At 70.5% G+C, this 23,398-nt stretch carries 25 protein-coding genes; 13 read left to right on the forward strand and 12 right to left on the reverse strand.

Annotation, left to right across the window (positions count from 1 at the left end; translation table 11 throughout):
- Nucleotides 1-47: 47 nt before the first annotated feature.
- From MK786_RS04930 to MK786_RS04940, 3 genes are all read left to right on the forward strand, one after another.
- A complete protein-coding gene (locus MK786_RS04930) occupies nt 48-455 on the forward strand; it encodes a VOC family protein (protein WP_241111119.1) in 408 nt (135 codons plus the stop codon).
- Between the two features lie 258 nt (nt 456-713).
- The gene (locus MK786_RS04935) at nt 714-1,352 is read left to right on the forward strand and encodes a DNA-directed RNA polymerase subunit beta (RefSeq protein ID WP_241111120.1); all 639 of its coding nucleotides are present in this window, start codon (nt 714-716) and stop codon (nt 1,350-1,352) included.
- Nucleotides 1,353-1,567: 215 nt separating this feature from the next.
- A complete protein-coding gene (locus MK786_RS04940; protein ID WP_241111121.1) occupies nt 1,568-2,455 on the forward strand; it encodes an aminodeoxychorismate lyase in 888 nt (295 codons plus the stop codon).
- Between the two features lie 53 nt (nt 2,456-2,508).
- On the opposite strand, the gene MK786_RS04945 is transcribed toward MK786_RS04940, so the two are convergent.
- The gene (locus tag MK786_RS04945; RefSeq protein ID WP_241111122.1) at nt 2,509-2,961 is read right to left on the reverse strand and encodes a DUF2867 domain-containing protein; all 453 of its coding nucleotides are present in this window, start codon (nt 2,959-2,961) and stop codon (nt 2,509-2,511) included.
- A 76-nt stretch (nt 2,962-3,037) separates the two neighbouring features.
- On the opposite strand from MK786_RS04945, the gene MK786_RS04950 reads away from it, so the two are divergent.
- Entirely contained in the window at nt 3,038-3,610 is a 573-nt protein-coding gene (locus tag MK786_RS04950; RefSeq protein ID WP_241111123.1) for a TetR/AcrR family transcriptional regulator, read from the forward strand.
- 238 nt (nt 3,611-3,848) lie between these two features.
- Here MK786_RS04950 and MK786_RS04955 read toward each other — a convergent pair whose 3' ends face one another.
- The 8 genes from MK786_RS04955 to MK786_RS04990 form a co-directional block, all read right to left on the reverse strand.
- A complete protein-coding gene (locus MK786_RS04955) occupies nt 3,849-4,676 on the reverse strand; it encodes an endonuclease domain-containing protein (RefSeq protein ID WP_241111124.1) in 828 nt (275 codons plus the stop codon).
- A 223-nt stretch (nt 4,677-4,899) separates the two neighbouring features.
- A complete protein-coding gene (gene pstB / locus MK786_RS04960) occupies nt 4,900-5,679 on the reverse strand; it encodes a phosphate ABC transporter ATP-binding protein PstB (protein WP_241111125.1) in 780 nt (259 codons plus the stop codon).
- A 36-nt stretch (nt 5,680-5,715) separates the two neighbouring features.
- Nucleotides 5,716-6,831, reverse strand: a complete 1,116-nt coding sequence (gene pstA / locus MK786_RS04965) for a phosphate ABC transporter permease PstA (protein WP_241111126.1) — start codon at nt 6,829-6,831, stop codon at nt 5,716-5,718.
- Between the two features lies 1 nt (nt 6,832).
- Nucleotides 6,833-7,777, reverse strand: coding sequence for a phosphate ABC transporter permease subunit PstC (gene pstC, locus MK786_RS04970; RefSeq protein ID WP_241111127.1), 945 nt, complete (start codon nt 7,775-7,777; stop codon nt 6,833-6,835).
- A gap of 73 nt (nt 7,778-7,850) precedes the next feature.
- On the reverse strand, nt 7,851-8,963 hold the full coding sequence (pstS, locus tag MK786_RS04975; protein WP_241111128.1) for a phosphate ABC transporter substrate-binding protein PstS: 1,113 nt from the start codon (nt 8,961-8,963) through the stop codon (nt 7,851-7,853).
- A gap of 167 nt (nt 8,964-9,130) precedes the next feature.
- A complete protein-coding gene (locus tag MK786_RS04980) occupies nt 9,131-10,069 on the reverse strand; it encodes an NUDIX domain-containing protein (protein ID WP_241111129.1) in 939 nt (312 codons plus the stop codon).
- Complete coding sequence (locus MK786_RS04985) at nt 10,066-12,228, reverse strand: RNA degradosome polyphosphate kinase (protein WP_241111130.1); 2,163 nt, start codon at nt 12,226-12,228, stop codon at nt 10,066-10,068. Before MK786_RS04985 ends, MK786_RS04980 begins: the two co-directional genes overlap by 4 nt.
- A gap of 45 nt (nt 12,229-12,273) precedes the next feature.
- A complete protein-coding gene (locus MK786_RS04990; RefSeq protein ID WP_241111131.1) occupies nt 12,274-12,972 on the reverse strand; it encodes a response regulator transcription factor in 699 nt (232 codons plus the stop codon).
- A 147-nt stretch (nt 12,973-13,119) separates the two neighbouring features.
- Between MK786_RS04990 and MK786_RS04995 the strand changes: the two genes are divergently transcribed.
- The 4 genes from MK786_RS04995 (at nt 13,120) to MK786_RS05010 (ending at nt 16,407) form a co-directional block, all read left to right on the forward strand.
- The gene (locus MK786_RS04995) at nt 13,120-13,410 is read left to right on the forward strand and encodes a hypothetical protein (protein WP_241111132.1); all 291 of its coding nucleotides are present in this window, start codon (nt 13,120-13,122) and stop codon (nt 13,408-13,410) included.
- 168 nt (nt 13,411-13,578) lie between these two features.
- Nucleotides 13,579-14,175: an FABP family protein gene (locus tag MK786_RS05000; RefSeq protein WP_241111133.1), complete on the forward strand. Its 597-nt coding sequence runs from the start codon at nt 13,579-13,581 to the stop codon at nt 14,173-14,175.
- Nucleotides 14,172-15,281 carry a folate-binding protein YgfZ gene (locus MK786_RS05005; protein WP_241111134.1) on the forward strand — a complete coding sequence of 370 codons (1,110 nt, stop codon included), beginning with the start codon at nt 14,172-14,174 and terminating at the stop codon, nt 15,279-15,281. Before MK786_RS05000 ends, MK786_RS05005 begins: the two co-directional genes overlap by 4 nt.
- Nucleotides 15,282-15,306: 25 nt before the next feature.
- Nucleotides 15,307-16,407: an FUSC family protein gene (locus MK786_RS05010; protein WP_241111135.1), complete on the forward strand. Its 1,101-nt coding sequence runs from the start codon at nt 15,307-15,309 to the stop codon at nt 16,405-16,407.
- A gap of 13 nt (nt 16,408-16,420) precedes the next feature.
- Here the strand turns inward: MK786_RS05010 and MK786_RS05015 are convergent, their stop codons facing one another.
- On the reverse strand, nt 16,421-17,263 hold the full coding sequence (locus tag MK786_RS05015) for a class I SAM-dependent methyltransferase (protein ID WP_374200427.1): 843 nt from the start codon (nt 17,261-17,263) through the stop codon (nt 16,421-16,423).
- 95 nt (nt 17,264-17,358) lie between these two features.
- Between MK786_RS05015 and MK786_RS05020 the strand changes: the two genes are divergently transcribed.
- Nucleotides 17,359-18,108, forward strand: a complete 750-nt coding sequence (locus tag MK786_RS05020) for a phosphoglyceromutase (protein WP_241111137.1) — start codon at nt 17,359-17,361, stop codon at nt 18,106-18,108.
- Between the two features lie 74 nt (nt 18,109-18,182).
- Here MK786_RS05020 and phoU read toward each other — a convergent pair whose 3' ends face one another.
- Nucleotides 18,183-18,860 (reverse strand): phosphate signaling complex protein PhoU, encoded by a 678-nt coding sequence (gene phoU, locus MK786_RS05025; protein WP_241111138.1) that lies wholly within the window; start codon nt 18,858-18,860, stop codon nt 18,183-18,185.
- A gap of 165 nt (nt 18,861-19,025) precedes the next feature.
- Here phoU and MK786_RS05030 point away from each other — a divergent pair, with 165 nt between their 5' ends.
- Both MK786_RS05030 and MK786_RS05035 read left to right on the forward strand, forming a co-directional pair.
- The gene (locus MK786_RS05030) at nt 19,026-20,249 is read left to right on the forward strand and encodes a cell wall metabolism sensor histidine kinase WalK (RefSeq protein WP_241111139.1); all 1,224 of its coding nucleotides are present in this window, start codon (nt 19,026-19,028) and stop codon (nt 20,247-20,249) included.
- Nucleotides 20,246-20,929 (forward strand): response regulator transcription factor, encoded by a 684-nt coding sequence (locus MK786_RS05035; RefSeq protein ID WP_241111140.1) that lies wholly within the window; start codon nt 20,246-20,248, stop codon nt 20,927-20,929. Before MK786_RS05030 ends, MK786_RS05035 begins: the two co-directional genes overlap by 4 nt.
- 73 nt (nt 20,930-21,002) lie before the next feature.
- Here MK786_RS05035 and MK786_RS05040 read toward each other — a convergent pair whose 3' ends face one another.
- The gene (locus MK786_RS05040) at nt 21,003-21,503 is read right to left on the reverse strand and encodes a DNA modification methylase (protein WP_241111141.1); all 501 of its coding nucleotides are present in this window, start codon (nt 21,501-21,503) and stop codon (nt 21,003-21,005) included.
- A gap of 146 nt (nt 21,504-21,649) precedes the next feature.
- On the opposite strand from MK786_RS05040, the gene MK786_RS05045 reads away from it, so the two are divergent.
- Nucleotides 21,650-22,132, forward strand: a complete 483-nt coding sequence (locus tag MK786_RS05045; protein WP_191765721.1) for a CarD family transcriptional regulator — start codon at nt 21,650-21,652, stop codon at nt 22,130-22,132.
- Between the two features lie 56 nt (nt 22,133-22,188).
- Nucleotides 22,189-23,394, forward strand: coding sequence for a 2-C-methyl-D-erythritol 4-phosphate cytidylyltransferase (ispD, locus tag MK786_RS05050; protein WP_241111142.1), 1,206 nt, complete (start codon nt 22,189-22,191; stop codon nt 23,392-23,394).
- The last annotated feature ends 4 nt before the right edge of the window (nt 23,395-23,398 follow it).

The following is a 23,398-nucleotide window of genomic DNA, read 5'->3' on the forward strand; positions in this document are numbered from 1 at the left end:
AGAATCGGAGAAGCGCCGCCCGGCCGGGCTGGCCTAGCGTGGCATCCATGACCACCACTGCACTCGCCTACTGCCCGATCACGGTCGACGACGTCGAGACCGCGATCCCGTTCTACCGCGACGGCCTCGGCCTCGAGATCGTCAACGACGTCTCGTACGACGGAACGCGCTGGCTCAGCTTCGGATTCGCGGGCCAGACGGGTCTCGCCGTCGTGCTATCGGATCCGGCTGCCGGCCGATCGCCCGAGGACGCCGACGCTCTGCTGCGCCTGGTCGTGAAGGGCTCCGGTCCCGGACCCTACGTCTTCACCACCGACGACCTCGACGCCACGTTCGAGCGGCTGCGCGCTCTGGGCGCCGAGGTGCTGCAGGAGCCGATCGCCCAGGACTGGGGTCCGCGCGACTGCGCCTTCCGTGATCCCGCCGGCAACCACGTCCGCATCAACCAGGCCTGAGCGGACGGCCGGACATGTGCCTGCCCTGGGAGGCCGCCCGGGCGGCCGCGGCACCGGAGGGCGTCGCACTCGCCCCCGCGCTCATGGGTGCGCGGTTCGACGGGCGCATCGGCGGAGATGCCGGCGACACGCCGGGTCGCGGCATCCGTCCCCCGGTGTGTCGGACAGGATCTCCGATCTTGCGACGAGACCGGTCGTGGTGGCCGGCGTTGCCCCTGCCCGGCCATCGGGTGACGGGCGGCCGGTAGCCTGGATCGGGTGAGCGACGAGTCCAGGGACTTCCACAAGCCCGTCAGGCGCCCCGCGGAACTCTTCGACCGGCTGTTCGCCGCCGAGGACCCGGCCGAGGTATCGCGGGTCGCCCACTCCACCGCGCATGCGCTCCTCGCGCGGGTGCGCGAGGATCCGGACGGGCAGGTCGTCGACCGGCTCGTCGCGTTCACCGACGAGCACGGCATCGACGACATCGCCGAGCTCTGGTCGCGGTCGCCGGCGAAGACGCTCCCCGGCGCGCTGTGGCGGCTGTACCTGCTGCAGCTGATGATCCACGACGATCCGCGCACCGCGGCGCTGCTGTACGAGCGCGGCCGCGCCGAACTCGCGTCGGCGGACGCCGTGGTCGCCGGGGCACCCACGCCAGCCGGTCCCGACGAGCTCGTGGCCCTCATCGACCAGATCCTGCGCGGACTGTTCGAGGGCGACTTCGCGGTGGCGCTCGACCGCGCGGCGGCGTTCTGCCGGGTGCAGGCGTCGGGGGCGACCCATCTCGCGGACGACTACGAACTCACCGAGCCCGACCGGGCGTCGGCGTTCACGACGCGCGCGCTGCGCCTGTCGGACTACGGCGCCGACCTGACGGCGTGCGCCGCGCTGTGGCGCCGCGACTCGCTGACCTGACCGCGTGCACCGCGCTGTGGCGCCGCGACTCGCTGACCTGACCGCGGGGCGCGATCGTCGAGCGATGCCGGACAGGAGAGTGCCGGGCCGCAGAACGCCTCTCGGCGCGAGGCCGCTCACAGCGGCAGAAGATGGAGCCCGGGGTTACTGCGGCCCGGCCGATCAAGTGTAACCGAGGGCGGCGTGCCCGCATTCCCACCTCTAGGCTCGAACGCATGGCCTTGAGTTTCGCGCTCGTGATCGACCCCGCGGCATCCGATGATCTCCGTACCGACTTCTCCGGCTCGTTCCGCGTGATCGACACGGCGGCCCCCGCGCTCAGTGTGGGCGAGCTCAGCACGCAGCGTGGCGACGGCATCTTCGAGTCGATCGGCGTCGTCGACCGCCACCCGCAGGAGCTCATCGCCCACCTCGATCGTCTCGCCCACTCGGCGCAGCTGTGTGCTCTTCCGGTTCCGAACCGCGAGCAGTGGCGGCAGGCGGTGTTCGCCGCCGCAGAGCATTGCCCTGCACGCGGCGAGGGCGTGATCAAGCTCATCCTCAGCCGGGGCATCGAGCACGGTCCCACCCCGACCGCGTGGGTCACGGCCGGTGCCGCACCGGACAACACGCGGGTGCGCGAGCAGGGGATCCGGGTCGTGACGCTCGACCGCGGCTACTCGATCGACACGCCCGCGCGCGCGCCCTGGCTCCTGCTCGGGGCGAAGACCCTGTCGTACGCCGTCAACATGGCGGCGATCCGCGAAGCGAAGCAGCGCGGCGCCGACGACGCGATCTTCGTCTCATCCGACGGGTTCGTGCTCGAAGCGCCGACCGCCTCGCTGGTGCTGAAGGAGGGCGGCCGGTTCGTCACGCCGGCGCCCAACGGCGGCATCCTGCACGGCACGACTCAGCTCGGGCTGTTCGAGCATCTCGGCAGCCTCGGCCACGAGACGGCGTACGAGACGATCCAGGCCGAGCGCCTCGCGACCGCGGAGGCCGCGTGGCTGCTGTCGAGCGTGCGCCTGGCCGTGCCGATCGTCGCGATCGACGACGTCGAACTGCCCGTCGACCACGAACTGACAGCATCCTTCAACCGCTTCCTGCTGAGCCCGCGCGCCTGATCGGCGTTGCCTCGACCCGGCCTGTCGGGCGGATCTCCGATTCTGCGGCGCGGTCAGCGGGTCACGCCTGACAATTCGCGGCGTGCGCGGGCGAGCATGCCCCGCATCAACAGCGCGAGCGACAGGCGCACCGGCAGCGATCGGAGGCGCGCGCCGCGGCCCTTGAACCGCATAGCGGTCACCACGCGCACGAGCGCGCGCTCCTCGTCGACGCCGACGCCCACACGCAGGTCGACGGTGCGGGCGTCCACCTTCACGAGCGCCTCCTCACCCTCGACGTGGCGCACGGTGAACATGTCGCATGCGCGCGCCCGCGGATGCAGCAGCGCGCCCAGCGCGACCGGCGCCGCGATCCAGCGGGGGAGCGCCGACCGCGAGAAGAGGTTGCGCGCCCACGCCGCAGGGTCGGCGGTCGCATGTGCGGGCAGCACGTCGATCCAGACCTGCGTGTAGTCGGGATCGGCGATGTCGGCGAGCGCAAGCGACCAGAATGCCGGCTCTCTCATGCGGTGCCTCCCCAGAGAACGACCCATACGCCGCCGTATGGACGGTGTCGCTGAGACTATACGGTACGGTACGGACATGGCAAGGCTTTCGCGTGACGACTGGGTCGATGCCGCCTACGAGCGATTCAGCACGGACGGCATCGCCGCCATCGCCGTGGAGCCCGTGGCCCGCTCGCTGGGCGCCACGAAGGGCTCGTTCTACTGGCACTTCACCGACCGGCGAGCGCTCGTCGACGCCGTGCTCGAGCGCTGGCGCGAGCTCGAGACCGAGCAGCTCATCGCCGAGGTCGAGCACATCGCCGACCCCCGGGCGAGGCTGGCGCAGCTGTTCGAGATCATCGGTCACCGCTCGACGCAGCGAAACGGCGAGCGCACCCTCTACGCCGACGCCGCGGCCGCGCACGTGCGTGAGCCGGTGTCGGCAGTCACCGAGCGCCGTGTCGGCTACCTCAGCGGCCTTTTGCAGCAGTGCGGTGTCTCGGCCGAGGAGGCCGACCGCCGCGCGGTGCTGCTCGTGTCGGCGATCATCGGCTTCCAGCAGCTCCTCGCGAGCGGATGGCTGCCGTCGCATCATCCCCGCACTCTCGTCGACACGCTGTACGGCGTGGCGATGATCCCCGAGGGCGTCACGCACCCTGACCGTCCCTGACCCTGCGGGTGGCTCGCGACCGAGCCGCCTGGTCGCAACATCGGAGATCGTGTCGGACTCGCCGGTGGAGGGATGCCGCGGCCCGGCGTGTCGGGCGGATCTCCGATTCTGCGGCGCGGGGTAGTGCGGGAGGCGCCGGGTGCGGGGCGACGAAAGGTGCGCGGTGACGAACGGCGCGGGGCGACGCACGGCGCCGGGGGACGAAAGGTGCACGGCGGCGAAAGGTGGGGCGCGAAGCTCAGGCGAGGTGCAGTCGGCGGTCGAGGGCGCCGAGGATCGCCAGCTCGACAGTCGCCCAGTCGTGGACGACCATGGCGTAGTCGAACCGCAAGGTGACGAACCCCCACGCCGCGGCGTTCGCGTCGCGCACGAGGTCCTTGTGCCGCTGCGAGTCGCCGTCGTGGTTCGCGACGCCGTCGACCTCGACGATCAGCCGCTCGCCGATCAGGAAGTCGACGACGCCCACCGAGGTGAGCCGCACCTGCGTGCGCAGGGCGAGGCCGTAGGGTCGAAGGCGCCATCGCAGGAGCGACTCGAGCCCGCTGTCGGCGTCGGACCGGGAGAAGGCGATCGCATCTCGGCCGGCGGCGTTCGTGTGAGACCGCAGCCATGCGAGGCCGGGCTGCGAGATGAGTCGCTGCCGACGGGCCGACTCGAGCGCGACGAAGAAGTCCTCGGCGCCGCGGCACAGCAGGATCTGCCGCAGCACGCGAGGCAACGAGGGGATGCCGAATGCGTTCTTCGCCGCGGCCGCGTCCCAGTGACGCACGCAGACGCAGTCGTCGTGGGCGTAAGCGCGTCCGTGGGCGCGCAGCGAGACGTGCAGCTCTTCCGCTTCGCCGCGGACCCACAGCCCGAGGTGCCGCGCAGCGCTGACGCAGGCCAGCGACCCGCCGTGCTGCGCGGCCCGGCGGATCTCGTCGCACGATCCGTCCGACGCGTACACCCCACGCCGCAGCCGCACCAGCGATCCGTCACCGAGACCTGCCGCGACGGCCGCGCGACCGAGCCCTGCCTCGCGCAGCTCGGCCAGCGAGCGCACGGCCTGCTGGGTCGTGGAGCACATCAGTCCAGCGTGCGCGGGTCGCGGCATCCGCTCGTCGCCGAAGGCGCCGCCCGTGGACAACCCGTCGCCACGGCATCCGCGGGAGGAGGCGCTGTCGTCGCAAGATCGGCAGGCAGGCACGCCGGTCGCAAGATCGGAGATCGTGCCCGACACGCCGGTGGAGGGATGCCGCGCCCGGCGAGTCGCCCAGGATCTCCGAGGTTGCGACGGCCGAGGACCCGGTCTACCCGAAGCGGCCGGAGACGTAGTCCTCGGTCGCCTGGACCGACGGGGTGGTGAAGATCGAACGGGTGTCGTCGTACTCGATGAGCTTGCCGGGCTTGCCGGTGCCGGCGATGTTGAAGAAGGCGGTCTTATCGCTCACGCGCGATGCCTGCTGCATGTTGTGCGTGACGATGACGACCGTGTACTCGTTCTTCAGCTCGCCGATGAGCTCCTCGATCGCGTACGTCGAGATAGGGTCGAGGGCCGAGCAGGGCTCGTCCATCAGGATGACATCGGGCGAGACGGCGATCGCGCGGGCGATGCACAGTCGCTGCTGCTGACCGCCGGAGAGGCCGGATCCCGGCTTGTCGAGGCGGTCCTTCACCTCGTTCCACAGGTTCGCACCGCGCAGCGACTTCTCGACGAGCGCGTCCGCGTCGGACTTCGCCATGCGCCTGTTGTTGAGCTTCACGCCCGCCAGCACGTTCTCCTTGATCGACATCGTGGGGAACGGGTTGGGGCGCTGGAACACCATGCCGACCTGCCGCCGCACGAGCACCGGGTCGACATTCGCGCCGTACAGGTCGTCGCCGTCGAGCAGCACCTGGCCCTCGACCCGCGCGCCGGGGATCACCTCGTGCATGCGGTTGAGCGTGCGCAGGAAGGTCGACTTGCCGCAGCCGGACGGGCCGATGAAGGCCGTCACGCTGCGCGGCTCGATGTCGAGCGAGACGCCCTCGACGGCCCGGAAGTCGCCGTAGTAGACGTTCAGATCGTTGACTTCGATGCTCTTGGACACGATTCCTCGGGTTTCGATTCGGGTTCGGGATGCCGCTCAGCGGCCGAGCTTGGGGGAGAAGACCTTCGCGACGAGGCGCGCGATCAGGTTGAGCAGCATGACGATGACGATCAGCACGAGCGCTGCAGCCCAGGCGCGGTCGTGGTAGGCCTGCACCGGGATTCCGGCGTTCATGTACTGCGTGTAGGCGAACACGGGCAGCGTCATCATGCGGCCCTCGAACAGGTTGTAGTTCATCGACGACGCGACGCCCGCGGTCAGCAGCAGCGGGGCGGTCTCGCCGATGACTCGCGAGATCGACAGCATGACGCCGGTCGTGATGCCCGCGATCGACGTCGGGAGGACGACCTTGGTGACGGTGAGCCACTTGGGCACCCCCAGCGCGTACGACGCCTCGCGCAGCTCGTTGGGCACGAGCCGCAGCATCTCCTCGCTCGAGCGCACCACGACGGGGATCATGAGGACCGAGAGCGCGATCGACCCCATGATGCCCATGCGGATGCCGGGTCCGAAGATCAGCGCGAACAGCGCGTAGGCGAACAGACCGGCGACGATCGACGGGATGCCGGTCATCACGTCGACGAGGAACGTGATGCCCTGCGCCAGACGCTTCCCGGCGCCGTACTCGACGAGGTAGATCGCGGTGAAGATGCCGATCGGGATCGAGATGACGGCTGCGGCGAGCGTGATCAGCAGGGTGCCGACGACGGCGTGCAGGGCGCCTCCGCCCTCGCCGACGACGTTGCGCATCGAGCTCGAGAAGAACTCGGCGCTGAGGCCCGCGATGCCGTTGACGAGCACCGTCCACGCGACCGAGACGAGCGGCACCATGGCGACGGCGAAGGCGGCCGTCACGACGCCCGTCACGAGGCGGTCGACGCCCTTGCGGCGCCCCTCGACGAGGCTCGAGATCGCGGTGATGAGCACCAGGTAGACCAACGCGGAGACGACGGCCCACCCGGCGATGCTGAAATCTGAGCCGCCGGCCATCGCGAGGACGCCGAAGACCAGCCCGGTGATCAGGGCGCTCGCGCCGAGGATCGCCCACGGCGCCCACTTCGGAAGCCGGCCGCTGGTGAGGCGCTGATGCTCGCGCACCGGCGCAGGCGGCAGCGTCGGGGTCGGGGTCGGGGGAGCGGTCACGGTGGTCATGTCAGTTGGCTCCCGAGAATTCCTTGCGCCGGCTGACGATCCAGCGTGCGATCGCGTTCACGGCGAAGGTGACGATGAAGAGGATCAGGCCCGTCGCGATCAGCACGTTGATGTTCGCGCCATAGGCCTCGGGGAACGTCAGGGCGATGTTCGCGGGGATGGTGCTGGGGTTCTCCGAGGTGAAGAGCCGGAGAGTGACGACTCCGGTCGCCGAGAGCACCATGGCGACGGCCATCGTCTCGCCGAGAGCGCGGCCGAGGCCGAGCATCGAGGCCGAGACGATGCCGCTGCGGCCGAAGGGGAACACAGCCATGCGCACCATCTCCCAGCGCGTCGCGCCGAGTGCGAGGGCCGCCTCTTCGTGGAGCACGGGGGTCTGCAGGAAGATCTCGCGGCAGATCGCCGTGATGATCGGCACCACCATCACGGCGAGCACGATCGCGGCGGTGAAGATCGTGCGGCCGGTGGCCGACACGGTGCCGCCGAACAGCGGGAACCACCCCATGTTCGTGTTGAGCCATGCGTAGACGGGCTGGACGGCGGGGGCGAGCACGATGATGCCCCACAGGCCGAAGACGACGGACGGTACCGCAGCCAGCAGGTCGACGACGTAGCCGAGCGCCTGCGCGAGGCGGCGCGGCGCGTAGTGCGAGATGAAGAGGGCCACCGAGACGGCCAGCGGCACGGCCATGAGCAGGGCGAGCAGCGATGCCCACACCGTGCCGAAGGCGAGCGGCCACACGTAATCCCAGAAGTTCGTAGACAGCAGCGAGGCGGTGTCGCCGGTGGCCGTCAGTCCGGGGATGGACTGGACGATGAGGAAGATCGCGACCGCGGCGAGCGTCACGAGGATCATGCTTCCCGCGGCGAGCGCGGTGCCCGAGAACCAGCGGTCTCCGGGCCGCTGCCTGACCTTGCCCATGGCGGGGGAGGTCGTGGTGGTCATGGTGTCCTTCTGGTTCGGGTGGCTTCGGGGTGAGACCCGGCCCGGCGGGAGAGCCGGGCCGGGTCTCGAGGTGTCACTCCGTGACGATCGAGTCGATCGCCGCGGTGACCTTCTCGCGCAGCGTGTCCGAGATGGGGGCGTTGCCCGCCGCGGCGGCCGCTGCATCCTGGCCCTCGGGGCTGGCGACGTACTCCAGGTAGCCCTTGACGATCGGTGCCACGGCGGCGTCGGCGTACTCCTGGCACGCGATCATGTAGCTCACGAGCACGATCGGGTAGACGCCGGCCGCATCCGAGGTGCGGTCCAGGGCGATGGCGAGGTCGCCCTCGCCGCGGCCGTCCTCGAACGGCGACGCGTCGACGATCGCCGCTGCGGCCTCCGGCGAGTACGCGACGAACTCTTCGCCGACCTTGACCGCGGCCGTCGACAGGCCCTCCTCGGCGGCGCGCGACGCGTCGGCGTAGCCGACCGTGCCGTTGCCGCCGGCGACGGCGGACACGACGCCCGACGTGCCCTGGGCGGCCTCGCCGCTGGAGAGGGGCCACACGCCGTCGGGCTCCGCGGTCCATTCCTCGGGTGCTGCCTGGAAGAGGTAGTCGGTGAAGTTCTCGGTCGTGCCCGAGTCGTCGGCGCGGTGGACCGGGGTCACGGCGAGGTCGGGAAGCTCCACGCCCTCGTTGAGGGCGGCGATCGCCGGGTCGTTCCAGTTGGCGATCTCGCCCGAGAACAGGCCCGCGATGGTCGCGGCGTCGAGGTTCAGCGAGTCAACGCCGTCGATGTTGAAGATGACGGCGATCGGAGAGATGTAGGTGGGAAGCTCGACGATGCCCGAGCCGTCGACGCAGCTGTCGAACGGACCGGCCTCGAGCTCCTCGATCTTGAAGGCACGGTCCGATCCCGCGAACGGGAAGGCGCCGGCCTGGAACGACTCGCGACCCGCGCCCGAGCCTGCCGGGTCGTACGTGATCGTGACGTCGGGGTTGGCGGTCTGGAAGCCGGCGGTCCACGCCGCGACCGCGACCTCCTGGGACGACGCGCCACCGCCGGCGATCTCGCCGGACAGGTCGGAGGTGGTGGGGGCATCGGTCGAGCCACCGGGGGTGGTCTCGTTGGAGGCGCAGCCGGCGAGGGCGAGGGCCGCGACTGCGGCGACAGCGCCCACCTGGGCGATGCGGGAGATCTTCACTGTGTGAATCCTTCACGTGTCAGGGAAAAGAGGCCCGTGTGGGCTTCGGGTGATGAGCCCGGTGCAGGGCTCGCCTGAAACGTAGGCGGGGACTCTTAAGAGAGTGCGCTCGCCGGGTGAACGGAAGGTGAACGGGATGCCGCGCGCGAGGCATCCCGAATCTCAGGTCAGACCTTGGGGGTGTGTGTCTCGATGGTGACGATGCCCGAGCCCGGGTTCTCCACCGACAGGTGCACGATCGAGAACGCCGCCGGCTCGAGCGCCGATGCGCTGCCGAGGTACGACCCGCGCAGAGTCCCGGTCGCCATCGCGATCTCCGAGAGGATCTCGGGGAGCACCGGTCCGTGGCTGCACAGCACCGCGGGCTTGCGTGCGCGCACACGCTCGCCGATGACGGTGCGCGCGTCGGAGGCGCCCTCTTCCCACGCGTCCTGGCTGATGAGCTTCGACTTGTCGATCTTCCGGCCGAGCGCGGCGGACAGTGGCGCGACGGTCTTCATGCAGCGGACGGCGGGGCTCGAGATCAGCTTGCGGGCGCCGAACGCCAGCAGCGGGCCGACGATCGAGTCGGCCTGTCTGCGGCCGCGAGTGGAGAGCGGGCGCGCGGCGTCCTCTCCGTCCCATTCCTCTCGGCCGATGGCCTTGGCGTGCCGGAGCGCGATGATCGGGAACGTGCGCAGCACGCCCTCGTCGACCAGGCTCATGAAGTTCTCGATGATCTCGACGTCGACCGGATAGCTCAGACGTGCCAGCGCCTTCTTCGGGGTGACCCACTCGAGGGCGGCGATCTCCTTGTTCGGCACGAACGCCGATGCCCGGATCGCTTCGTCCGTCGCCTCCGCCGCCCAGTAGTGCACGATCTTCTGGCGTTTGCTGGGCAGGCGGTAGCGCGAGACGCCGACGGGCACGCCGAGTGCGACGCGGATGCCGGTCTCTTCGAGGATCTCGCGTGCGGCGGTCTCGGCGAGCATCTCACCGGGGTCGACCTTGCCCTTGGGGAGCGTGACGTCGCGATACTTCGTGCGATGGATCAGCAGCACCCGCAGCTTCGCGTCGACGACGCGCCAGACGACGCCTCCGGCGGCGTAGACGGCGGTCTCGGTCATCGCACCGCGCGTGCCCGCCGACGGCGCTGCACGTTCGTCATGGTGCGGTCCTGCACGTCGACCAGGAGCTTGCCGTCCGCATTGATGTTGTGCCTCACCCACTCACCGTCGGGGCCGAGGTGCCAGGAACTCGATCCGTCGCTCATCGCGAGGTCGAAGAAGTCCGAGAGCTCCTTGATATGGGCGGGGGCCACCACGCGCACGAGCGCCTCGACACGGCGGTCGAGGTTGCGGTGCATCATGTCGGCGCTGCCGATGTACACCTGCGGGTCGCCGTCGTTGAGGAACGCGAAGATGCGCGAGTGCTCAAGATAGCGGCCCAGGATGCTGCGCACCGTGATGTTCTCGCTCATGCCGGGCACCCCCGGCTTGAGCGAGCAGATGCCGCGCACCCAAACCTCGACCTTCACACCGGCCTGGCTCGCCCGGTAGAGCGCATCGATGATCTGCTCGTCGACCATCGAATTGACCTTGATCCGCACGCTGGCGGGCTTGCCGGCGAGCGCGTTGCGGCGCTCCTTGTCGATGAGCCGCAGGAGGCCCTTGCGCAGGTGGAGCGGCGCGACCAGAAGGCGCTTGAACTTCTTCTCGATCGCGTAGCCGCTCAGCTCGTTGAACAGGCGCGTGAGGTCGCGGCCGACCTGGTCGTCGGCGGTGAAGAGCCCGAAGTCCTCGTAGATGCGGCTGGTCTTCGGGTTGTAGTTGCCGGTGCCGACATGGCTGTAGCTGCGCAGCTTGCCGCCTTCTTCGCGGATGACCAGAGCCAGCTTGCAGTGCGTCTTCAGACCCACGAGGCCGTAGACGACGTGCACGCCGGCCTTCTCGAGCTTGCGCGCCCAGAGGATGTTGTTCGCCTCGTCGAAGCGCGCCTTGATCTCGACGAGGGCGAGCACCTGCTTACCGGCCTCGGCGGCGTCGATCAGCGCCTCGACGATCGGGCTGTCGCCCGACGTGCGATACAGGGTCTGCTTGATGGCGAGCACGTGCGGATCCTTCGCCGCCTGCTCGAGGAACGCCTGCACACTCGTGGCGAAGGACTCGTACGGGTGATGCACGAGCACGTCGCCCTTGCGGATCGAGGCGAAGATGTCGGGTCGCTCGTTGTTGTCGCCCGGCTGGAACGCCATGGCGGTGGTCGGCAGGTGCGGCTTGAACCGCAGGTCGGGGCGATCGATGCGCAGGTCGAACAGGCCGCGCAGGTCGAGCGGACCGGGCAGCCGGTAGACCTCCTGCTCGGTGATGTCGAGCTCGCGGATCAGCAGCTCGAGGGTCACCTCGTCCATGTCGTCGGTGATCTCGAGGCGGATCGGCGGTCCGAAGCGGCGCCGCAGCAGCTCGGCCTCGAGCGCTTGGATCAGGTTCTCGGTCTCGTCCTCCTCGATCGCCACGTCCTCGTTGCGGGTCAGGCGAAAGGCGTGGTGGTCGAGCACCTCCATGCCGGGGAAGAGGTCGTCGAGGTGGTTCGAGATGAGGTCCTCGAGCGGCAGGTACCGCCCCGTGCCGTTGGTCGCCGGCACCTCCACGAAGCGGGGGAGCATCGGCGGCACCTTGAGGCGCGCGAACTCCTGGCGCCCGGTGCGGGCGTTGCGGATGCGGATCGCGAGGTTCAGCGAGAGCCCCGAGATGTAGGGGAACGGGTGCGCCGGGTCGACGGCGAGCGGCATCAGGACCGGGAACACCTGCGCCTGGAAGTACTCGTAGAGCGCGGCGCGGTCCTCGTCACCGAGCGAGTCGTACGTCACCATCTGGACGCCGGCGTCGGAGAGGGCGGGCATGACGAGCTTCGTCCACGCGTCGGCATGGCGCAGCTGCAGGCGGTGGGCTTCCTGCGAGATGTCGGCGAGCACCTCCGCGGGCGCCCGGCCGACGTTGGTCGGCACGGCGAGCCCGGTGACGATGCGGCGCTTCAGGCCGGCGACGCGCACCATGAAGAACTCGTCGAGGTTGCTCGCGAAGATCGCGAGGTAGTTCGCGCGTTCGAGGACCGGCAGAGCCGGATCCTCGGCGAGTTCGAGGACGCGCTGGTTGAACGCGAGCCAACTGAGCTCCCGGTCGAGATAGCGGTGTTCGGGCAGCTGCGCGTCGAGTTCCTCGTCCAGGTCGAAGTCGTCGTCGTCGGCGTCGCCGAGGCCGGCGTCGAGCACGTCGTGTTCGATCATCCCCTCATCATTGCAGGGACAGATGACGAGAGTGCGAATGCTTCCCTAGGCGTCGGTGCGCTCGCGGGGGGTCGGCAGCTGGTCGTCCTCGTAGACGTTGAACCGATAGCCGACGTTGCGCACCGTTCCGATGAGCTGCTCGAGGTCGCCGAGCTTGGCGCGCAGGCGTCGCACATGCACGTCGACGGTGCGGGTTCCGCCGAAGTAGTCGTAGCCCCACACCTCGCTGAGAAGCTGCTCTCGGGTGAAGACGCGCGACGGGTGGGTCGCGAAGAAGTGGAGGAGCTGGAACTCCTTGTACGTGAGGTCGAGCGGCTTGCCGTGCACCTTCGCGGAGTACGACGACTCGTCGATCGTGATGCCCGACGTCTGGATGCGGGTCGAGACCTGCTCCTTGGTCATGCGGCCGATGGCGAGGCGGATGCGTGCGTCGACCTCGGCGGGCCCGGCGGTGACGAGGATGACGTCGTCGATGCCCCAGTCGGTCGACACGGCGGTGAGTCCGCCTTCGGTCACGACGAGCAGCAGCGGCGCGTCGAGCCCGGTCGTGTTGAGGATCTTGCAGAGCGACTTGGCGCCCACGAGGTCGACTCGCGCGTCGACGAAGATGACGTCGGCGCTCGGCGCGTTGACCAGCTGGGCCGGCTCGGCGGGGATCTGGCGCACGCGGTGGCTCAGCAGTTCGAGCGACGGCAGGACAGGACCGCCTCCGTGTGTGGAGCTCAGAACCAGGAGCTGTGCCAAAGCGTCGCCTTTCCAGCGCGCGGGGTGCGCCGTGCACCCAGTGTAGGGCGTGAGCGGAAACAGCTTCCGCGCGGCGACATCACGCGACGTCGCACGACCTCGACTCCGGATCGTGCGCGCGGGAGCCGGTTGGGGAAGAATGGCACCGTGGCAGTTCCAGAACTCGCTCCGCGCCGGACCGTCGGCGGAATCATCGCCGTGTGGGTCGTGGCCGCCGTGATCGGCGTGCTCGTCGGACTCTTCGCCGGCGACGCCTGGCGTGCGCAGTGGCTGGCGGTCGGGCTCGGCGGATGCCTCATCCTCGCCTTCATCGTGCAGTTGTGGTCCGGTCGCTCGCAGGGCTTCACCGAGCGCGTCGCCGCCAGCGCCCTCGGCGCCCTCGTCGTACTGGGTGTCATCAGCCTCGGGTTCGGGCTGGCTGCGATCGTCCCGGGATGACACACGCCGCGCCGCGGATCGGATCCGGTTTAGGCTAGGAGCCATGGATCTCTTCGCGCTCGAGCTCTTCTTCGTGGGTCTCCTCGGTCTGGCATCGCTCGCGATCGCCTTCGTGTCCGTCGTCGTCCTCAAGAACCTGTACCGCGGCCAGCGCTGATCGGTCGCGCGATGCTGGATCTGCCGACCGACCTCCCCGCCGACCTCGCGCCGCTGTCGTGGCTCATCGGGGTGTGGGAGGGGACCGGCGTGATCGACTACGCCGACCACGCCTACGCGGGCGAGTTCACGCACCGCGTGAGCTTCAGCCATGACGGCGGCGACTACCTGAACTACTCCGCGAGCGCCTGGCTCCACGGCGAGGGCGACCAGCGCACGCCCCTCGTGGCCGAGATGGGCTACTGGCGCCTCTCGCGTCCTGCGACCGCCGCCGACGCGGGTCCCGGCCTGTTGCCGGCCCTCGAGAGCGCCGCGCCGCGCACCGTCGACGACGTCGAGCTCCTCCGCAACGGCGAGGGCGGCTTCGACATCGAGGTCGTGCTCGTGCACGCCGACGGGGTGAGCGAGCTGTACCTCGGCCAGATCCGCGGTCCGCGCATCGACATCGCCACCGACGCCGTCGTGCGCCCGGCCGGCGCGAAGACGTACGCCGCGGCGACCCGCATGTACGGTCTCGTCGACGGTCACCTGCTCTGGGCGTGGGACATGGCCGCCCTCGGCGAAGAGCTCGGCGCGCACGCGTCGGCCCGACTCGCGCGGGCGGAATGATGGACTCCCCGTTCACATCGCTTCCCGGTGCCGTCGTCGACGACGCCGGCCTCCAGCACGTCGGCAACCCGCTGGTCGAGCAGCGCGCGCTCTCGGAGGGCCGCGCAGTGGTTCCGCTCGGCGATCGTGCGGTGCTGGCCGTCCCCGGCGAGGACCGCCTGACCTGGCTCGACTCGCTGACGTCACAGGCGCTGGCGTCGCTGCCTCCGGGCGTGAGCACCGAGCTGCTGGTGCTCGACCCGCAAGGACACGTCGAGCACGCGGCATCCGTCCTCGACGACGGCGAGACCACATGGCTCATCGTCGACAAGCCCGACGCCGAGGGACTCCTCGCCTGGCTGCTCCGCATGCGGTTCCGCCTGCGGGTGGCCCCGCGCGACGCGAGCGACGAGTACGCGGTCTTCGGCGGCACCACCGCGGCCCTGTCCGCGCTCACCGTCGTGCAGCCGGGAGGCGTTCCGCTCGTGTGGACCGACCCGTGGCCCGCCGTCTCGACGGGCGGCTGGGGCTACGCCGCCGTCGACCCGCACCCGGGTGCGGCCCGCGACTGGGCCGAGGCGCTGGTCACCCGCGACGAGGAGAAGAGGATCGCGGATGCCGCGGCCGCGGGCGAACTCGCGGTCGTCGGACTTTCCGCCGCCGATGCCCTGCGCGTCGCCGCCTGGCGCCCCCGCTGGTCGGCCGACGTCGACGAGCGCGTCCTTCCGCACGAGCTCGACTGGCTGCGCACGGCCGTGCACCTCAGCAAGGGCTGCTACCGCGGTCAGGAGACGGTCGCCAAGGTGCACAATCTCGGTCACCCGCCCCGGCGCCTGGTCGCGCTGCAGCTCGACGGCAGCGGGAGCGTGCTCCCCGAGCGCGGTGCCGCGGTGCGCGTCGGAGACGACGCGGTCGGCGCCGTCACCTCGGTCGCCCTGCACTTCGAGGAGGGGCCGATCGCGCTCGCGATCGTCCGCCGCTCCACACCGGTCGACGCAACGCTGCTCGTCGACACCGAGGACGGCCCGGTCACCGCCGCGCAGGAGGTCGTCGTGCCGCCCGAGGCGGGAGCGACCGCCAACGTGCCGCGCCTGCCGAGACTCTCGCGCCGGGCTCCCGCGAAATGACCTTGCCCGGGGAGGGGCGGGCCGCATGAGCGGACCACCCACCACCACGGCGATCACGACAGGCTGGCGCTCGCGCCTGAACCCGCGACCCGCGCTCCTGCGGGTCCGCGACTCCGCCATCCCGATCCTGCAGATCGTCGTCGCGGCCACCGGCGCGTACGTGTTCGCGCACTACGTGCTGGGGCACCCCGCGCCGCTCCTCGCGGCGACCGTCACCGTGGGCAGCCTCGGGCTGGTGCGCGACGCCCGCCCGCGGCGCGTGCTCGAGACGGTGCTCGGGATGCTGGTCGGCATCCTCGTCGCCGAGGTGCTGCTCCTGCTCACCGGCGACGGCTGGTGGCAGCTCGGGCTGGCGCTGGGCATCACGCTCGTCATCGCGCGGCTGCTGTCGGCGAAGGCCGGCTTCGCGATCGCGGCCGCCATCCAGTCGCTCATCGTCATCATCATCCCGGCGACGGCGCCCTTCCTGCGGCTGATCGACGGGATCATCGGCGGCATCGCGGCCCTCGTCGTCACCGCACTCATCCCGCGCAACCCGCTGCGCGACGCCCTGCGCGAGGGGCGTGCGCTCTTCGCAGCGCTCGACCGGGTGTCGGGACTCCTGGTGCAGGCGCTGCGGCGAGGCGACCGGCTGCGGGCGGAGCGCGGGCTCGAGAAGGCGCGAGCCACCCAGCCGCTCCTCGACGACTGGACGCTCTCGCTCGAGTCCGGCCGTGCGATCGCCCGCATCTCGCCCTTCCTGCGGCGCCAGCGGGCCGAGCTGGAGCGTCAGGACGGCATCCGCGAGTCGGCCGAGCTCGCGTCGCGCAACCTGCGCGTCATCGCGCGCCGCGTCGTGTACCTGTGCGACGACGGCGTGCCCCGACCGGTGGCAGCCGATGTGCTCGCCGAGCTCATGCGCGGGGCGGTGCTGGTCGCCGAGTCGATCGACGACCGCTCGCGCGTGCCCGATGCACGTGCCGCCCTCTCGACCGTGGCCGCGCGCCTCGATCCGGCTGCGCTGCTCCCCGACGCCTCGCTGGGCGACCAGAACCTCATCGGCGCGCTGCGCCCGCTCGCGGTCGACCTGCTCACGGCGACCGGGATGCCCGCCGCGGAGGCGCGGGCGACGGTTCCCCGCATCTGAGCGGTCCGCGCGCTCAGCTCGCAGGTGCCACGGCCTCCCAGGGCAGCGTCAGTTCGCCGAGACGCCACCGCGAGCGGTCGAGGAGGGGCCAGCCGGATGCCGCGAGCCCCGCGAGCGCGGTGCGCCAGCGCTCGACGGGACCGAAGGGCGATACCCCCGCAGCACGCGCCCACTCGGTGTCGAGCTGCCGCAGCAGGTCGTGGATGCGCTCGCCCGGCACGTTGCGGTGGATGAGCGCCTTGGGCAGGCGCTCCGCCGCGATCGACGGCTGCTCGAGCTCTGCCAGCCGCAGCGAGATCGTGAACGAGCGGGGCATGCCGTCGTCGCTCAGCGCGACCCACGTCGCGATGCGGCCGATCTCGTCGCACGTGCCCTCGACGAGCACGCCGCCGGGGGCCAGCCGCGATGTCATCGACCGCCAGGCCGCCGGGACGTCGGCCTCGTCGTACTGACGCAGCACGTTCATCGCGCGGATGATCGCCGGGCGCCGGCCGCCGGCCACCGGCACCTCGAAGCCTCCGCGCGCGAACGAGACGTGCGCATGGGCGGCGAAGGGCGTCGCCCCCGCCCGAACCCGCTGCAGTTGGGCGCGCGCTCGCGTCACCCGGGCCGGGTCGATCTCGAGTCCCAGCACCTCCACGTCGGGCCGGGCGGCCGAGAGCCGGGCCCACTGCTCGAACGCCGTCACGCCGCTCGCGCCGTAGCCGAGGTCGACCACGAGCGGGTCAGCCGCATGGCGCAGCGCGGAGTGCCGCGCGATCCAGCGGTCGACGCGGCGCAGGCGATTGGTACCCGTGGTGCCGCGCGTGATCTGTCCGACCACCGGCCCAGCCGGGGGTCGGACGGAGCTCACCATTCCATCGTGCCATCGGCTGCCTGAGAGCCTCCGTGGAGCGCCACGGTCCGTCATCGGCCCGGAGGGGCCTTTGCCGCGCCGATATCATGGGGGCCATGACTGCGCCCTACACGCTGATCCTCCTCCGCCACGGCCAGAGCGAGTGGAACAAGACCAACCAGTTCACGGGATGGGTCGACGTCCGCCTCACCGACCAGGGCAAGGCCGAGGCTCAGCGAGGCGGCGAGCTGCTCGCCGAGTCCGGCATCCTTCCCGACGTCCTGCACACCTCGGTGCTGAGCCGCGCCATCCAGACCGCCGACATCGCCCTCGACGCGGCCGACCGCCTGTGGATCCCCGTCAAGCGCTCGTGGCGCCTCAACGAGCGCCACTACGGCGCGCTGCAGGGCAAGGACAAGGCCCAGACCCTCGAGGAGTTCGGCAACGAGCAGTTCATGCTGTGGCGCCGCTCGTTCGACGTGCCGCCGTCGCCCCTGCCCGCCGACGACCAGTACAGCCAGGTCGGTGACCCGCGCTACGTCGGCATCGACGGCGAGGTGCCCGACACCGAGTCGCTGAAGATCGTCATCGACCGCATGCTGCCGTACTGGCACAGCGACATCGTCCCCGACCTGAAGGCCGGCAAGACCGTGCTCGTCACGGCGCACGGCAACTCGCTGCGTGGTCTCGTGAAGCACCTCGACGGGATCAGCGACGCCGACATCGCCGAGCTGAACATCCCCACCGGCATCCCGTTGGTCTACCGGCTCGACGAAGACCTCAAGCCCATCGCACCGGGTGAGTACCTCGACCCCGAGGCCGCCGCGGCCGGCGCCGCCGCCGTCGCCGCGCAGGGCAAGAACTAGCCCGAACCGTTACATACGAAGAAGGGACCGGATGCCTCGCCCGCGGCATCCGGTCCCTTGTTCGATTCCCGGGCTCAGCCCTTCGTGATGATCTCGATCGCGTCGGTCGACGGCGTCCAGTCGCCGGTCGAGAGGTAGGCGACCTTCTTCGCCACCGACACCGCGTGGTCGCCGAACCGCTCGTGGTAGCGGCTCGCGAGCGTCGCGTCGACGGTCGCGGCCGCCTCGCCCTGCCAGCTGTCGCTGAGCACCTTCTCGAACACCGCGACATGCAGGTCGTCGAGCTCGTCGTCGGCGCTGCGGATCGCCTCGATGAGGTCGCCGTCCTGCGTGCGCAGCAGCTCGGTGAGGAGGCGGGCGGCCTCGACGTCGAGCCGTCCCATCTTGAGGAACGTGGACTTCAGTCCCTTCGGAATCGCGCGGTCGGGGAAGCGCATGCGCGTGAGCTGCGCGATGTGCTCGGCGATGTCGCCCATGCGCTCCAGTGACGCACTCATGCGCAGCGCGCTCACGACGATGCGCAGGTCGCGTGCGACGGGCTGCTGCCTGGCGAGGATCTCGATCGCGAGCTCGTCGAGCGCGACCGCCTTCTCGTCGATGACGTCGTCTGCCTCGATGACCTCCTCGGCGAGGCCGACGTCACTCGTGCCGAACGCCTGCGTCGCCTTGTCGATCGCCACCGTGACCAGCTCCGCGATCTCGACGAGCCGAGCCTGGACGTCCTCGAGTGACTGATGGAAGACTTCGCGCATTCCGACGCACCTTTCCTTTCGGGGCAGGCTTCCGCCTGCGCGATGGGGCGATCCTCGCCCGCGAAGGTTAACGGACGGTGCCGCCGCGGTGAATAGTATCCGGCGGCGCCTCGCACACGGCTACTAGGGACGAGAGCGCCCGGACGCGCCCTCTACGCTGGTGCCATGGACACGACGCAGCTCGCGCTGCTCGCCCTCCTCGCCGGCGTCGTCATCGGGGGCTCCGTCGCCGCGGTCATCGTCATCGCTCTGCGTGCACGCGACCGCGCGCGGGTCGAGACGTCGCTCGCCATCCCGGACGGGGTGCGCGAAGTGCTGCACGGCATGGACGAGGCGGCCGTCGTCGCCGATGCATCGTTCACCGTGCTGGCTGCCTCTGCGGCCGCCGCGCCGTTCCAGCTCGCCGAAGGGCGCGCGATGCCGGACGAGCAGCTTCGTGCGCTCGTGCGCACCGTCCGGGCGGGCACCACGTCGGAGACCGCGACACTGCGTCTGCACCGCGGCGCGCGACCCGCGGAGCCCCGCCTGGTCGTCGTGCGGGCCACGCCCATCTCGCCCCGGCTGACGCTCCTCGTGATCCGCGACATCACCGAGCGCGAGCGCGTCGAGCAGATGCGGCGGGACTTCGTGGCGAACACGAGCCACGAGCTGAAGACGCCGGTCGGCGCCGTGACGCTTCTCGCCGAGGCGATCGAGTCGGCCGCCGACGACCCGCCGCAGGTGCGGATCTTCGCGTCGCGGCTGACGGCCGAGGCGAACCGGCTGGCGCTGCTGACATCGCGCATCCTGAACCTGTCGCGCCTGCAGTCCGCCGACGAGCTCACCGAGGAACGCGACGTCTCGGTCGACGAGGTGGTGGCAGCCGCGGTCGACACCCACGCCATCCAGGCCGGCTCCGCCGGCGTCGACGTCGTGCGAGGCGGAACGCGCGGCCTGTGGGTGCGTGGCGACGCGCAGGTGCTGACCGAGGCGGTGGGCAACCTCGTGGCGAACGCGATCGCGTACTCGCCGCAGGGTTCGAGTGTCGGGGTGGGCGTGAAGTCGGTCGACGGCGTCGTCGAGATCGCCGTGACCGATCGGGGCATCGGCATCGCCGAGGGTGACCAGGACCGCGTCTTCGAGCGCTTCTACCGCGCCGACCCTGCGCGCGCCCGTCGCACCGGCGGGAGCGGGCTGGGGCTGTCGATCGTGAAGCACGCGGTCCAGCGCCACGGCGGGGAGGTGCGGCTCTGGTCGCGCCCCGGACGCGGCTCCACCTTCACCATCCGGCTGCCCGAGATCGCGCCGCCCGCCGACCAGGCGGATCCCAAGCGTGATCGCAGGAAGAGCAAGAAGCGCTCGCGCGCCGAAGCTTCCCGCCCCCTCTCTACGAACGGAGAACCTGTATGACCCGCGTCCTGATCGTCGAGGACGAGCCCGACCTCGCCGACCCGCTCGCCTACCTGCTCCGCCGCGAGGGCTTCGAGGTCGAGATCGCCGAGGACGGACCGGCGGCGCTCACCGCCTTCCGCGAGCACGGCGCCGACATCCTCCTGCTCGACCTCATGCTGCCGGGGATGCCGGGGACCGAGGTGGCCCGGCAGATCCGCAGCACGTCGACGGTGCCGATCATCATGCTGACGGCGAAGGACTCCGAGGTCGACATCGTCGTAGGGCTCGAACTCGGCGCGGACGACTACGTCACCAAGCCGTACTCGGCCCGTGAGCTGCTCGCGCGCATGCGAGCGGTGCTGCGCCGGTTCGCGCAGGTCGACGCCGACCTCGACGAGCGCGTCCTCGACGCCGGGCGCGTGGTGCTCGACATCGACCGGCACACGGTCGCGGTGGACGGCACGGAGATCAGCATGCCCCTCAGGGAATTCGAGCTGCTCGAGGTGCTGATGCGCAACGCGGGGCGGGTGCTGACCCGTGGCCAGCTCATCGACCGCGTCTGGGGGAGCGACTACTTCGGCGACACCAAGACGCTCGACGTGCACATCAAGCGCATCCGCTCGCGCATCGAGGTCGACCCGAGTGCACCCGTCATGCTGGTGACGGTGCGCGGTCTCGGCTACCGCTTCGAGGGCTGATCGAGGCAGACCCGGCACGACGAAGCCCGCCGCGCATCTGCGCCGGCGGGCTTCGGTGTCGTGGTGTGCGAGCTCAGCCCTCGGTGGCCTCGGCGACGCTCGGCACGAGCGGCGCGAGGTACGGAAGCTCCCCGTCGAGGACGGGAACCGGGATGAGCGTGCCTTCGGCGTCGCCCGACTGGAAGTAGCCCGGGATGTCGGCGCCCGCAGGCGTGTCGAGGTCTTCGACCAGGATGGGGTCTTCACCGTCGGCGCCGAGGCTGATCGTCGTCTTCGCGGGCACGCGCACCGTAAGGGGGATCGACGACGAGCCCTCGCCGAGCTCGATGCGCAGCGTGTGCGACTCGTCGGTGTCGTTGACGATGGCGGCGACGAAGTTGCCGGCGGAGCCGTCTTCGTTCGCGACGATGAACGCGTTGCGCACGTCGAGCGGGCCGTTGTCGTAGACGTTCACGCCCTCTGCCGCCGAGTACTCGATGGTCGTCGCCTGCGGCGAGATCATGCTGCAGCCGGTCGTTCCGAGAGCCAGAGCGGCCCCGACGGCGATCGACGCGATGAGGCGGCGCGAGTTCACAGATCCTCCCAGGACGGATGACGGCTTCTTCAGCATTCTAGGGGGTCGGCGCGACGGCTGTGGGGCGCCTCCCCGGCGCCCGGGGTGGAGAACCTTAGCGTATGTCGCCTGTGGTATCCTGGAGGTTGCCGAAAGGACATAACTCCATGCTTTTTGAGGTTGGCGAGACGGTCGTTTACCCCCACCACGGCGCGGCAACGATCATCGAGGTCAAAGACCGCATCATCAAGGGTGAGACCAAGAAATACCTGAAGCTCAACGTCACGCAGGGTGACCTGATCATCGAGGTCCCCGCTGAGAACGTCGATCTGGTCGGCGTACGCGATGTGATCGGCAAGGAAGGCCTCGACAAGGTCTTCGAGGTGCTGCGCGCTCCCTTCACGGAGGAGCCCACGAACTGGTCCCGCCGCTACAAGGCGAACCTCGAGAAGCTCGCCTCCGGCGACGTGATCAAGGTCAGCGAGGTCGTGCGCGACCTGTGGCGCCGCGATCAGGACCGTGGCCTTTCGGCCGGCGAGAAGCGGATGCTCGCGAAGGCGAAGCAGATCCTCGTGTCCGAGCTCGCGCTCGCTGAGAAGACCGACGAAGAGAAGGCCAGCGTCATCCTCGACGAGGTCCTCGCCTCCTGAGGGCCGCCCCTCCAGCGTTCCCCTGACCTCACGCGGCACCCGCTAGCGTGGATCGGGTGACCATCGCACCCGTTCCCCGCATCGGCATCATCGTGGTCGCGGCCGGATCCGGCACGCGGCTCGGCGCCGGAGCGCCGAAGGGGTTCGTCGGCATCGACGGGCACACGATCCTGCGCCACGCGCTGGAGCGCGTCCTCGACGCCCCCGCCGCGCAGGTCGTCGTCGTCGCCCCTCCCGGGCGTGAAGGCGATGCCCTGAGCGAGGCCCTCGAGGCCGCGGGCGATCGCCGCGACCTCGTGACGGTCGTTCCCGGTGGGGCGACGCGCCAGGCGTCGGTGCAGGCCGGGCTGTCGGCGCTGTGGGCCGACGTCGAGATCGTGCTCGTCCACGACGCCGCGCGGGCCCTCACGCCGCCCGAAGTATTCACGCGGGTGATCGAGGCGATCGAGTCGGGCCGGGCCGCGGCGATCCCCGTGCTGCCCGTCGTCGACACGATCAAGCGCGTCGACGGCGCCGAGATCGTCGGCGGGGTGGACAGGTCCGAGTTGTCCGCCGCGCAGACGCCCCAGGGGTTCCAGCGTGAGGTGCTCGACGCCGCCTATCGGGACGCGACCGGCGACTTCACCGACGACGCCGCGCTCGTGGCCGACGCCGGCCATGCCATCGCGGCCGTGCCGGGGCATCCGCTCGCCTTCAAGATCACGACCGCGGACGACCTCGACCGCGCGCGCAGCATCGTCGCCGACCGGCCGATCGCGACCACCTCGGCGCGCATCGAGCACGACGTCGCGATCCCGCGGGTCGGGCTCGGCACCGACGTGCATGCGTTCGGCGGCGAGGGCGCGCTCTGGCTGGCAGGCCTGGAATGGCCGGGGGAGCAGGCGCTGTCGGGGCACTCCGACGGCGACGCAGTCGCGCATGCCATCGTCGACGCGCTGCTGGCGGCCGCCGGACTGGGCGACATCGGCACTCACTTCGGCACCGACCACCCGGAGTACGCCGGCGCGCATGCGGATGTGTTCCTCGCGCGCACGCTCGGCCTGCTCGGCGAGGCCGGCTGGCGGGTCGGCAATGTCTCGGTGCAGGTGCAGGCGAACCGCCCACGCTTCGCGTCACGCCGATCCGAGGCCGAGGCGACCCTGTCGGCGGCGCTCGGCGGCGCACCGGTGTCGGTGTCGGCTACGACGACCGACGGGCTGGGGTTCACCGGCCGGGGTGAGGGAGTCGCGGCCTTCGCGGTGGCGCTGGTCGTCAAGGCCTGACTCG

The organism is Microbacterium sp. CFH 31415 (assembly GCF_022538185.1).
Taxonomy (GTDB): Bacteria; Actinomycetota; Actinomycetes; order Actinomycetales; family Microbacteriaceae; genus Microbacterium.